This window comes from Leifsonia shinshuensis (assembly GCF_014217625.1).
GTDB lineage: Bacteria > Actinomycetota > Actinomycetes > Actinomycetales > Microbacteriaceae > Leifsonia > Leifsonia shinshuensis_A.
In genome coordinates this window covers 465,598-477,051 of record NZ_CP043641.1, presented here as the reverse complement: position 1 = coordinate 477,051, position 11,454 = coordinate 465,598, and the positions used below count along the sequence as shown (strand labels likewise).

Sequence of the window (11,454 nt, the reverse complement as noted above, 5' to 3'; positions counted from 1 at the left end):
CATGGCCCTGGTCGACGACTAGACGACGACGTCCAAGATACGGTCGGCCACCGACAGCTTGCTCCCCGAGGCCTCCATCACTATATCGCCGCCCCTGCGCAGGACTACGACCTCGTTGCTCTCCGTTGCGAAGCCCTGCTCCCAGCCGACCTGGTTGAGGACGAGGAAGTCGCTGCCCTTCGCGGCGAGCTTGCTGCGGCCCAGCTCGATGAGGGTCGAGGGGTCCGGCTCGGTCTCCGCGGCGAAGCCGACGACGACCTGGCCGTCGCGCTTGGCGGCGGAGAGCCCGGCGAGGATGTCCGGGTTGGCGATCAGCTCGAGCGTCAGGCTCTGGCCGGCCTCGGACTTCTTGATCTTGGAGTCGCGCATGACGGCGGGCCGGTAGTCGGCGACAGCGGCGGTCATGACGACCAGGTCGGCCGAGCGCGCGGCCTCGGTGACGGCCTCCTGCAGCTCCAGCGCGGTCTGCACCTCGACGAGCTCGACGCCCTCGGGCGGGTCGACCTCCAGGTGCGCGGCGATGAGGACCACCTCGGCTCCCCTGGCCTGCGCCGCCGCGGCGACGGCGACGCCCTGCCGGCCGCTCGACCGGTTGCCGAGGAAGCGCACAGGGTCCAGCGGCTCCCGGGTGCCGCCTGCGGTCACGACGACGCGCTTGCCGGCGAGGTCGACGCCCCCGCGCGGCCGGCGGGAGGCCTCGTTGGCCCGGCGGCGCTCGGAGAGCACCACGACGTCGGCGACCGGCTCGGGGACGGCCGAGACGGCCAGGCGCGGCGAGAGCCCGGCGGCGCGCAGGGCGGCGCGCACGATCGTGTCTGGCTCCTCCATGCGTCCGGGGCCGGAGTCGGCGCCGGTGAGCTGTCCGGAGGCCGGGCCCACGACGGTGACGCCGCGGCTGCGGAGCGTGGCGACGTTGGCGACCGTGGCGGGGTTGCGCCACATCTCGGTGTGCATCGCCGGGGCGACGACGAGCGGGGCCGTGGAGGCGAGGACGGTGTTGCCGAGCAGGTCGTCGGCGATGCCGGCGGCGAGCTTGGCCAGGGTGTTCGCCGTCGCGGGGGCGATGACGATGAGGTCGGCGGACTGGCCGATCGCGACGTGCCGCACCTCGGCGACGCCCTCGTAGAGGTCGGTCGCGACCGGGTTGCGGCTGATCGCCTCCAGCGTCGGGCGCCCCACGAACCGCAGCGCGGCCTCCGTCGCCACGACGTGCACGGAGTGCCCTTCGAGCACCAGTGCGCGGATGACGCCGACGGCTTTGTACGCGGCGATGCCGCCGGTCACTCCGACGACGACGGTCAATCGTGGGCTCACGGCGGCATCTCCTCCAGCCAGCGGGACACGGTCCCGGCTGCGGTCGTTCTGTTGCGCTCGGTCGGCGGCTCTCTGTCTGCCGGACGGTCCGGAGGTTACTCCGCGGCCAGCGGCTTGATGACGAGCTTGTCCTCGTTGATCTCGTGCAGCGCGACCGAGAGGGGCTTGTCGTCGACGGAGGAGTCGACCAGCGGGCCGACGTTGTCGAACAGGCTGCCCTCGTGCAGGTCGGCGTAGTAGTCGTTGATCTGGCGGGCGCGCTTGGAGGCGAAGATGACCAGCGCGTACTTGGACTCGACGCGGGCCAGGAGGTCGTCGATGGGCGGGTCGATGATGCCGTTGTTGGTGGTTGCCATTGCGGTAACCCTCTCTGTTGTGCTTCCGGGCCTCGCGGTGTCGAGACGCGGAGAGACTGGGAATGGCGCCGGTATCGACGCTACGAATCCGGCCTACGGGCGCGACGGCGCCGCGCGGACCTTCATCAAGTCTACGACCTCCCGGGCGGCCTCAGCGACCGTGTGGTTGACCACACGGTAGTCGAACTCGTCCTGGGCGGCCAGTTCCACCTTGGCGGTCTCGAGCCTGCGCTGCTGCTCTGCGGCCTCCTCGGTGCCGCGCCCGATCAGGCGGCGGACCAGCTCGTCCCAGGTCGGCGGCAGCAGGAAGATCAGCCGGGCCTCCGGCATCGACTCGCGCACCTGGCGGGCGCCCTGGAGGTCGATCTCCAGCAGGACGCTCCTGCCCTCCTCCAGCGCCGCCTCGATCGGCCCGCGGGGCGTGCCGTAGCGGTAGGCGTTGTGCACGGTGGCGTGCTCCAGGAGCTCGCCGTGCTCGATCATCCGGTCGAACTCGGCGTCGTCGACGAAGTAGTAGTTGACCCCGTGGACCTCGCCGGGCCGCGGCGCGCGCGTGGTCGCGGAGACCGACAGCAGCACCTCCGGGTAGTTCTCCCGGATGTAGGTCGAGACCGTCCCCTTGCCGACCGCGGTCGGGCCGGCGAGCACCACGAGCTGCTGGCGGCGGCGGCCCGCGCGGTTCTCGCGTTCGATCAGGTACTCGCGCAGCTTCAGCCGCTGGTGGCGTCCGAGGCCGCCGAGGCGCTTGGCCGGTGAGATCCCCAGCCGCTGCAGGGCCTCGTGCATCTTCGTCGTGCCGATCGCGGGGACGGACAGCAGGAACTCTGTGACGCGCAGCCGGCCCTCGACGCCGTCGGGGTTCGCGGTCGCGTGGTCGAGCACGACCAGCGGCGAGACCTCGCGGGCGGCGATCGCGTTCTTGACGGCGGCGCGGGCGCGGCGGGCGGCGACGGCCGCGGCGGACGCGGCGGTGCGGTCGACCTCCGGCGGCGCCGGGCGGCGGGAGGCGGTGGTCTCGGTGCCGGGCTCAGCCATGGCTGGCGCGCACCTCCTCCGCGCGGCGGGCGATGGCGTCGGCCAGCCCGTCCGGGCCGGCGGTCAGCAGCCCCCGGGACTCGCTGACGATCACGCCGGGCGCGAACGACCCGAAGATCCGCCGGACGTCGGAGACCTGCGCGCCCTGGTGGCCGAAGCCCGGTGCCAGCACCGGCACGGCCGGCGCGACCTGGGTCGCGGTGTCGATCCCGTACTCCCCCAGCGCGACGGTGGCGCCGAGCACCAGTCCGACCGTGCCGAAGGGATGCGGGGGCTGCTCCTGGTTGAACGAGTGCACGTCTTCGATGATCGCACGGGCGACCGTCAGGCCGGCACGGGGCCCGTCCGCGACGACCGCCTGCTGGATGACCGCGGCCTCCGGGTTGGAGGTCGCGGCGAGCACGAACAGGCCCTTGCCGGTCGCCTCCGCGAGGCGCATCGGCTCGGCGATGGACCCGACGCCCTGGAAGGCCGCGATCGTCATCGCGTCGGCCTCCAGCGGCGAGCCCGGGGTCAGCCACGCCTCGGCGTACGCCGCGACGCTCGTGCCGATGTCGCCGCGCTTGGCGTCGGCGATCACCAGCAGGCCGGCGTCGCGCGCGGCGCGGATGACGTCCTCCAGCGCGGCGTAGCCCGCTGACCCGTAGCGCTCGAAGAACGCCACCTGCGGTTTCACGATCCCGGCCCGGCCCGCGGCGGCCTCCACCACGCGCAGGCCGAACGCGCGCACGCCGGCGGCCGAGGCGTCCAGGCCCCAGTCCGCCAGCAGGTGCGCGTGCGGGTCGACGCCGACGCACAGCCGGCCGTGCGCTCCGAACGCGGCGGCCAGGCGGTCGCCGAACGACACCGTGGTCGGCCCCGTCACGCCCGCGCGGCCCTCTGCCGGGCGTACTCCTGCAGCGACGTCACCTCGAAGCCCTCGCGCACCGCGTCGAGCGACGCGACGGCGGCGCTCAGCTCGGCGATCGTGGTGAACAGCGGCTTGTCGCCGGCCACCGCCGCGGCGCGGATCTCGTAGCCGTCCGCGCGGGCGGAGCGGCCGCTCGGCGTGTTGATGACGACGTCCACCTCGTTGCGCGTGATGAGCCCGACGACCGAGTCCTCCTCCGGCGCCTCGCTGAACTTGCGAACGATGCGCGCGGCGATGCCGTTGCGGTTGAGCACCTCCGCCGTGCCCTCGGTGGCGACGATGTCATAGCCGAGCTGCTTGAGCCGCAGCACCGGGAGGACGATCGCGCGCTTGTCGCGGTCGGAGACCGAGACGAACACGGTGCCCTCCAGCGGCATGCCGCCGTAGGCCGCGGCCTGGCTCTTCGCGAACGCGGTCGGGAAGTCGCGATCGATGCCCATGACCTCGCCGGTCGAGCGCATCTCCGGGCCGAGCACCGAGTCGACGATCTTGCCCTCGCGGGTGCGGAATCGCTTGAACGGCAGCACGGCCTCCTTGACGGCGACCGGCGAGTCCATCGGGATGATCGAGCCGTCGGTCACCGGCAGCAGGCCCTCCTCGATCAGGCCGGTGACGGTGTCGCCGACCATGATCCGCGACGCGGCCTTGGCGAGCGGGATGCCGAGCGCCTTGGACACGAACGGGACGGTGCGCGACGCGCGCGGGTTGGCCTCCAGCACGTAGAGCACACCGGCGCCGATCGCGAACTGCACGTTCAGCAGGCCGCGGACGCCGATGCCCTCGGCGATCTTCAGCGTCGCCTCGCGCACGCGGTCGATCTCGCGGCGACCGAGCGTGATCGGCGGCAGGGTGCAGCTGGAGTCGCCGGAGTGGATGCCGGCCTCCTCGATGTGCTCCATGACGCCGCCGATGTACAGCCGCTCGCCGTCGTACAGCGCGTCGACATCGATCTCGATCGCGTCGTCCAGGAACCGGTCGACCAGCAGCGGGTGCGCCGGTCCGACGATGCCCTGGCCGGCGACGCGCTCGAAGTAGTCCGCGAGCGACGCGGTGTCGTAGACGATCTCCATGCCGCGGCCGCCGAGCACGAAGCTGGGGCGGACGAGCACCGGGTAGCCGATCTGCTCCGCGGCGTGCGCGGCGCTCGGGAAGTCGATCGCGGTGCCGTTGCGCGGGGCGAGCAGCCCGGCGTTCTCGAGGATCCCGGCGAACAGGCCGCGCTCCTCCGCCAGGTCGATGGCCTCCGGGGTCGTGCCGAGGATCGGGACGCCGGCGGCCTCCAGGCCCTTGGCGAGGCCGAGGGCGGTCTGGCCGCCGAGCTGCACGACGACGCCGACCAGCTCGCCGGACTGCGACTCGGCGTGGATGACCTCCAGCACGTCCTCCAGCGTCAGCGGCTCGAAGTATAGGCGGTCGGAGGTGTCGTAGTCGGTCGAGACCGTCTCCGGGTTGCAGTTGATCATGATCGTCTCGAACCCGGCGTCGTGCAGCGCGAACGAGGCGTGAACGCAGGAGTAGTCGAACTCGACGCCCTGGCCGATGCGGTTCGGGCCCGAGCCGAGGATGACGACCTTGCGGGTGTCGCTGGCGGCGACCTCCGTCTCCTCGTCGTAGCTCGAGTAGTGGTACGGCGTGAGCGCGGGGAACTCGCCCGCGCAGGTGTCGACCGTCTTGTAGACCGGGCGCACGCCGAGGATGTGCCGCACCTCGCGGACATCGGCCTCGCCGAAGCCGCGCAGCTCGCCGATCTGGGCGTCGGAGAAGCCGTGGTCCTTGGCGTAGCGGAGGGTGTCGGTGTCGAGCGTCTCGGCGTCGCGCAGCTGCTCGGCGACCTCGTTGATCAGGACGATCTGGTCGATGAACCAGGGGTCGATCTTGGTGGCCTCGAACACCTGCTCGGGCGTCGCGCCCAGGCGCAGGGCCTGCTGCACGTCCACGATCCGGCCGTCGGTCGGCGTCGCGATCGACTCCAGCAGCTCCTCCACCGTGCGGGACTCGGCGCCCCAGTGGAAGGACGACCCGCGCTTCTCCAGCGAGCGGAGCGCCTTCTGCAGCGCGCTCGTGAAGCTGCGGCCGATCGCCATCGCCTCGCCCACCGACTTCATGGTGGTGGTCAGCGTCGGGTCGGCGGCCGGGAACTTCTCGAACGCGAACCGCGGCACCTTGACGACGACGTAGTCGAGCGTCGGCTCGAAGCTCGCCGGGGTCACCCGGGTGATGTCGTTGGGGATCTCGTCCAACCGGTAGCCGATGGCGAGCTTCGCGGCGATCTTCGCGATCGGGAAGCCGGTGGCCTTCGACGCCAGCGCCGACGAGCGCGACACGCGCGGGTTCATCTCGATGACGATGATCCGGCCGTTCTCCGGGTTCACCGCGAACTGGATGTTGCAGCCGCCGGTGTCGACGCCCACCGCGCGGATGATGTCGATGCCGATGTCGCGCAGCTTCTGGTACTCGCGGTCGGTCAGGGTCAGCGCGGGCGCGACGGTGATCGAGTCGCCGGTGTGCACGCCGACCGGGTCGACGTTCTCGATGGAGCAGACGACCACCGTGTTGTCGGAGGTGTCGCGCATCAGCTCGAGCTCGTACTCCTTCCAGCCGAGGATGGACTCCTCCAGGAGCACCTCGCTGGTCGGGCTCTGGTGGATGCCGTCGCCGGCGATCCGGCGCAGGTCCTCGGGCGTGTAGGCGAAGCCGGAGCCGAGCCCGCCCATCGTGAAGGACGGTCGGACGACGAGCGGATAGCCCAGGTCCTCGGCGAACTCCAGCGCCTCCTCGACGGTGTGCGCGATGTGCGAGCGCGCGACCTCGGCGCCCGCCTCGACCACGAGCTCCTTGAAGATCTGGCGGTCCTCGCCCTTCTGGATGGCCTCGAACTTGGCGCCGATCAGCTCGACGCCGTACTTCTCCAGGATGCCGTGCTCGTGCAGCTGCATGGCCGCGTTGAGCGCGGTCTGGCCGCCGAGGGTCGGCAGGATCGCATCCGGCTTCTCCTTGGCGATGATGGTCTCGATGACCTCCCAGGTGATCGGCTCGACGTAGGTCGCGTCGGCGAAGTCGGGGTCGGTCATGATGGTGGCCGGGTTCGAGTTCACCAGGATGACGCGAACGCCCTCCTGCTTGAGCACGCGGCAGGCCTGGGTGCCGGAGTAGTCGAACTCGCAGGCCTGGCCGATGACGATCGGGCCGGACCCGATGACCAGGACGGAGTGGATGTCGTCGCGTTTGGGCATCAGTCGGTGCCTTCCTGGGTCTGGTCGTCCTGCGAACCGGACTCACGCTTGTGAATCATCTCCAGGAACCGGTCGAAGAGGTAGTTGGCGTCGTGCGGGCCGGCGGCCGCCTCCGGGTGGTACTGCACGCTGAACGCGTCGAGGTCGAGGCAGTTCAGGCCCTCCACGACGTTGTCGTTGAGGCTGAAGTGGCTGACCTCCACCGTGCCGAACCCGGCCGGCGAGTCGAAGGTCGCGTCGATCGGCGCTTTGACCGCGAAGCCGTGGTTCTGGGCGGTGATCTCCACCCGGCCGGTGCGCTTGTCGAGCACCGGCTGGTTGATCCCGCGGTGGCCGAACGGCAGCTTGTAGGTGGTGAGGCCGAGCGCGCGGCCGAGGAGCTGGTTGCCGAAGCAGATGCCGAAGTACGGCAGCCCGGCGCGCAGCGTCTCCTGGAGGAGCGCGACGTGCTTGTCGGAGGCCTGGGGGTCGCCCGGGCCGTTCGAGAAGAACAGCGCGGACGGGTTCAGGCTGAGCACGTGCTCGGCGGTGACCTGCTGCGGGAGGACGTGCACGTCGAGCCCGCGTGCGGCGAGGTTGTCGAGCGTGGACTTCTTGACGCCCAGGTCGAGGACCGCGACGGAGCCGACGCGCTCGCCGACCGCCGGCACCGTGTACGGCTCGACGGTGGAGACCTCGGCCGACAGGTTGCGGCCCGACATCTTCGCGCCGGAGAGCACGAGCTCCAGCTGCTCGGAGTCGCTGAGCCCGAAGTCGTCGCCGGAGAAGATCCCGGCGCGCATCGCACCCGCCGAGCGGATGTGGCGGGTGACGGCGCGGGTGTCGATGCCGCTGATGCCGACGACGCCCTGCTCGACGAGGTCGTCGTCGAGGCTGCGCTGCGCGCGGAAGTTGGACACGACGCGGCTGGGCTCGCGGACGACGAAGCCGTCCACCCAGATCCGGCGGGACTCCATGTCCTCGTCGTTCGTGCCGGTGTTGCCGATGTGCGGCGCCGTCATCAGGACGATCTGGCCCGCGTAGGACGGGTCGGTCAGGGTCTCCTGGTAGCCGGTCATGCCGGTGGCGAAGACCGCCTCGCCGAGCGTCCGCCCGCGGGCGCCGTAGGCCCGGCCCACGTAGCGCTTCCCGTCTTCGAGGACGAGCACGGCAGGTTCTGCTGCGGCCACGTCACACCTCGCTTTCATTCGTACTGAGGGGCGTCGAACCGCCCGGGAGGATGTCTTCCACGGCCGCGGTCAGGAGGCCGCGCCCGGCCGGGTCCACGACCCGGAAGTAGCTGTCGGCGGCCGCGCCGCCGCTGGTGGTCCAGCCGAGCCGGAGCAGGCCGTCCCGCTCCACGACCCGGTCGATCGTGACCGTCGCCGCGCCGACGCCGGTGAGCGCCGCCGCCGGGATGAACACCGGCTGCTCCCCCGTCACGCGGAGCCGGACCCCGTCGGAGGCGACGTCGACCGTGCCCTTGCCGCGGTAGGACAGCCCCGGCAGCGCCAGGCGCTCCAGGGACTCGCCCGCCTTGGTCGTGGCGACGTAGAGCACGTCGGAGGAGGCGGTCGCCGCCGCGGCGGTCGCCGGCTCCGGGTAGCCGCCGCCGGCCGGGGCGTCACGCCGCATCCGCCGGCGCCAGCCGACCAGCGCGAGCGCGAGGACGACGATGACGACGAGGAGGATGCCGATGGTCGGCAGGAGCTTATCCACGAGCCACCTCCAGCTGCTCGACGACCGCGCCGTCGAGGACGGTCGCGTAGCCGCGGTGGAAGGTCGCCACCACCCGGCCCGGCAGCGTCATCGACAGGTAGGGCGAGTTGACGCCCTTGCCCGCGAGGTCGCCGGTCGAGAACGCGCGCGAGGCGGTCGGGTCGTAGAGGAACAGCTCCGCGGGCGCGCCCGCCTCCAGCGGGAGGCCGTGGCCGTCCAGCCGGCCGATCCGGGCCGGGGCCGCCGAGAGAACGCGCGCGATATCGCTCCAGTCGAGGAGGCCGTTGTCGACCACCGATGCCTGCACGACCGAGAGGGCGGACTCCAGCCCGACCATCCCGAACGCGGCGGCGTCCCACTCGCAGTCCTTGGACTCCACCGGGTGCGGCGCGTGGTCGGTCGCGACGATGTCGATCGTCCCGTCCGCGAGGCCGGCGCGCAGCGCCTCCACGTCCTCCGCACGTCGCAGCGGCGGGTTCACCTTGTAGCGCGCGTCGTAGCCGGACGCGAGGTCTTCGGTCAGCAGCAGGTGGTGCGGCGTGACCTCGGCCGTGACGTCGACGCCGCGCGCCTTCGCCCAGCGGATGACGTCGACCGAGCCGGCGGTCGAGACGTGGCAGACGTGCAGCCGTGAGCCGACGTGCTCGGCGAGGAGCACGTCGCGGGCGATGATCGACTCCTCGGCGACGGCCGGCCAGCCGGTCAGGCCCAGCTCGCCGGACAGCGCGCCCTCGTTCATCTGGGCGCCCTCGGTGAGCCGGGGCTCCTGCGCGTGCTGCGCGATCACGCCGCCGAACGCCTTGACGTACTCCAGCGCGCGGCGCATCAGCAGCGGGTCGGAGACGCACTTGCCGTCGTCGGAGAAGACCCGCACCTTCGCGCGGGAGTCGGCCATCGCACCGAGCTCGGCCAGGCGCTCCCCCGCCAGGCCCACGGTCACGGCGCCGATCGGCTGCACGGTGGCGTAGCCCGCGGCCTCGCCGAGGCGGAGGACCTGCTCCACGACACCGGCGGTGTCGGCCACCGGGGAGGTGTTCGCCATCGGGAAGACCGCGGTGAAGCCTCCCGCCGCCGCAGCCCGCGTGCCGGTCAGGACGGTCTCGCTCTGCTCGTAGCCGGGCTCGCGCAGGTGGGTGTGCAGGTCGACCAGGCCCGGGAGGGCGATCAGGCCGTCCGCGTCGACCACGGTCGCGCCGGCGTCGCTCGCGTCGGCACCGGTGGCGGCGATCCGTCCGTCGGCCAGGAGGAGGTCGGTGCGGCTTCCGTCGGCCAGGGCGGCGCCGCGGATCAGGAACCTCTGCGTCGGGCTCTCACTCATCGCACACCACCATCGCTCGTCTCGCTCGTCTGGCTCATCTGGCTCATCTGGCTCGTCTGGGTATTCATCCGGTCGCCCGACAGCAGCAGGTACAGGGCGGCCATTCGCACGGACACGCCGTTGGCGACCTGCTCCCGCACCGTCGACCGCGGGGAGTCGGCGGCGGCCGCCGAGATCTCCAGGCCGCGGTTCATCGGTCCCGGATGCATCACAATGCTATCCGCCCCGAGCCGCCCCAGCCGTTCGTCGTCCAGGCCCCAGCGCCGCGCGTACTCGCGCTCGGACGGGAAGTAGGCGGCGTGCATCCGCTCGCCCTGGATGCGCAGCATCATCACGACGTCCGGGTCGGCGTCGATCGCCGCGTCCAGGTCGTAGCCGATCGACGCGGGCCAGCTCGAGACATCCACCGGCAGCAGCGTGGGCGGCGCGACCAGGCTCACGTGCGCGCCCAGCGTCTGCAGCAGCCACACGTTGGAGCGGGCGACCCGGGAGTGCAGGATGTCGCCGACGATCGTGACGCTCACGCCATCGAGGTCGCGGCCGCGCGAGCCGCGGCCGTGCAGCCGTCGCCGCATCGTGAAGGCGTCGAGCAGCGCCTGGGTCGGGTGCTCGTGGGTGCCGTCGCCGGCGTTGAGCACGCCCGCGTCGATCCAGCCGCTGGTCGCGAGCGTCTGCGGGGCGCCGGAGGCGCTGTGCCGCACGACGACCGCGTCCGCGCCCATCGCCGCGAGCGTCTGCGCGGTGTCCTTCAGGCTCTCGCCCTTGGAGACGCTGGAGCCCTTGGCCGAGAAGTTGATCACGTCCGCCGAGAGCCGCTTCGCCGCAGCCTCGAACGAGATGCGGGTGCGGGTGGAGTCCTCGAAGAACAGGTTGACCACCGTCTTGCCGCGCAGGGTCGGGAGCTTCTTGACCTCCCGGTCCTGCACGTCGGCCATGTCCTCTGCCACGTCGAGCAGGGTGATCGCGTCGTCGCGCGACAGGGTCTTGGTGCTGAGCAGGTGCCTCATGCGCGCGCTCCTTCCGTGGGGGCGGCCGGGGCGTCGATGGTGACCGACTCCTCGCCGTCGACCTCGTCCAGCCGCACGAAGATCCGCTCGGAGGCCGCCGACGGCAGGTTCTTGCCGACGAAGTCCGCCCGGATCGGCAGCTCGCGGTGCCCGCGGTCGACCAGCACGGCGAGCCGCACGGCGCGCGGCCGCCCGAGGTCGCTGAGCGCGTCGAGCGCCGCGCGGATGGTGCGGCCCGAGAAGAGCACGTCGTCCACCAGCACGACGGTGCGCCCGTCGATCGATCCGGGCAGCGAGGTGGGCTGCGGCGCCCGGGTGGGGTGCCGCGAGAGGTCGTCGCGGTACATCGTCACGTCGAGCGAGCCGACGATGTCGTCGGGCGACGCGACCGAGTCCGGCTCGATCCGCTGGATGTTCTCGGCGATCCGCCGGGCGAGCACGACACCGCGTGTCGGGATGCCCAGGATCACCAGGTCGTTCGTTCCCCGGTTGGACTCCAGGATCTCGTGCGAGATCCGAGTCAACGCCCGGGCGATGTCAGCCTGTTGCAGCACGGTGCGCGCTGTCATGCCGACCTCCTTCC

10 protein-coding genes are annotated in these 11,454 nt (G+C 71.8%); all 10 read right to left on the bottom strand.

Annotated elements, in window-relative coordinates; translation table 11 throughout:
- Positions 1–18: 18 nt before the first annotated feature.
- The 10 genes from F1C12_RS02335 to pyrR all read right to left on the bottom strand — a co-directional run bounded on the left by F1C12_RS02335 (position 19) and on the right by pyrR (position 11,440).
- On the bottom strand, positions 19–1,302 hold the full coding sequence (locus F1C12_RS02335) for a bifunctional phosphopantothenoylcysteine decarboxylase/phosphopantothenate synthase (protein WP_185278737.1): 1,284 nt from the start codon (positions 1,300–1,302) through the stop codon (positions 19–21).
- Between the two features lie 107 nt (positions 1,303–1,409).
- The gene (gene rpoZ / locus F1C12_RS02330; RefSeq protein ID WP_185277257.1) at positions 1,410–1,670 is read right to left on the bottom strand and encodes a DNA-directed RNA polymerase subunit omega; all 261 of its coding nucleotides are present in this window, start codon (positions 1,668–1,670) and stop codon (positions 1,410–1,412) included.
- A gap of 93 nt (positions 1,671–1,763) precedes the next feature.
- Positions 1,764–2,705, bottom strand: coding sequence for a guanylate kinase (gene gmk / locus F1C12_RS02325; RefSeq protein ID WP_185277256.1), 942 nt, complete (start codon positions 2,703–2,705; stop codon positions 1,764–1,766).
- On the bottom strand, positions 2,698–3,570 hold the full coding sequence (pyrF, locus tag F1C12_RS02320) for an orotidine-5'-phosphate decarboxylase (RefSeq protein ID WP_258046078.1): 873 nt from the start codon (positions 3,568–3,570) through the stop codon (positions 2,698–2,700). Before pyrF ends, gmk begins: the two co-directional genes overlap by 8 nt.
- The gene (gene carB, locus F1C12_RS02315) at positions 3,567–6,848 is read right to left on the bottom strand and encodes a carbamoyl-phosphate synthase large subunit (RefSeq protein ID WP_185277255.1); all 3,282 of its coding nucleotides are present in this window, start codon (positions 6,846–6,848) and stop codon (positions 3,567–3,569) included. The genes pyrF and carB overlap by 4 nt, the downstream gene beginning before the upstream one ends.
- Complete coding sequence (carA, locus tag F1C12_RS02310) at positions 6,848–8,035, bottom strand: glutamine-hydrolyzing carbamoyl-phosphate synthase small subunit (protein ID WP_185277254.1); 1,188 nt, start codon at positions 8,033–8,035, stop codon at positions 6,848–6,850. The genes carB and carA overlap by 1 nt, the downstream gene beginning before the upstream one ends.
- Positions 8,019–8,546, bottom strand: a complete 528-nt coding sequence (locus F1C12_RS02305) for a PH-like domain-containing protein (protein WP_185277253.1) — start codon at positions 8,544–8,546, stop codon at positions 8,019–8,021. The genes carA and F1C12_RS02305 overlap by 17 nt, the downstream gene beginning before the upstream one ends.
- Positions 8,539–9,864, bottom strand: coding sequence for a dihydroorotase (locus tag F1C12_RS02300; RefSeq protein ID WP_185277252.1), 1,326 nt, complete (start codon positions 9,862–9,864; stop codon positions 8,539–8,541). The genes F1C12_RS02305 and F1C12_RS02300 overlap by 8 nt, the downstream gene beginning before the upstream one ends.
- On the bottom strand, positions 9,861–10,871 hold the full coding sequence (locus F1C12_RS02295) for an aspartate carbamoyltransferase catalytic subunit (RefSeq protein WP_185277251.1): 1,011 nt from the start codon (positions 10,869–10,871) through the stop codon (positions 9,861–9,863). The genes F1C12_RS02300 and F1C12_RS02295 overlap by 4 nt, the downstream gene beginning before the upstream one ends.
- Positions 10,868–11,440, bottom strand: coding sequence for a bifunctional pyr operon transcriptional regulator/uracil phosphoribosyltransferase PyrR (pyrR, locus tag F1C12_RS02290; RefSeq protein WP_185277250.1), 573 nt, complete (start codon positions 11,438–11,440; stop codon positions 10,868–10,870). The genes F1C12_RS02295 and pyrR overlap by 4 nt, the downstream gene beginning before the upstream one ends.
- Between the last annotated feature and the right edge of the window lie 14 nt (positions 11,441–11,454).

Coding starts and splice junctions, on each gene's coding strand:
- gmk (WP_185277256.1), bottom strand. CDS start 2,705: ATGGCTGAGCCCGGCACCGAGACCACCGCCTCCCGCCGCCCGGCGCCG.
- rpoZ (WP_185277257.1), bottom strand. CDS start 1,670: ATGGCAACCACCAACAACGGCATCATCGACCCGCCCATCGACGACCTC.
- carB (WP_185277255.1), bottom strand. CDS start 6,848: ATGCCCAAACGCGACGACATCCACTCCGTCCTGGTCATCGGGTCCGGC.
- F1C12_RS02300 (WP_185277252.1), bottom strand. CDS start 9,864: ATGAGTGAGAGCCCGACGCAGAGGTTCCTGATCCGCGGCGCCGCCCTG.
- carA (WP_185277254.1), bottom strand. CDS start 8,035: ATGAAAGCGAGGTGTGACGTGGCCGCAGCAGAACCTGCCGTGCTCGTC.
- pyrR (WP_185277250.1), bottom strand. CDS start 11,440: ATGACAGCGCGCACCGTGCTGCAACAGGCTGACATCGCCCGGGCGTTG.
- F1C12_RS02295 (WP_185277251.1), bottom strand. CDS start 10,871: ATGAGGCACCTGCTCAGCACCAAGACCCTGTCGCGCGACGACGCGATC.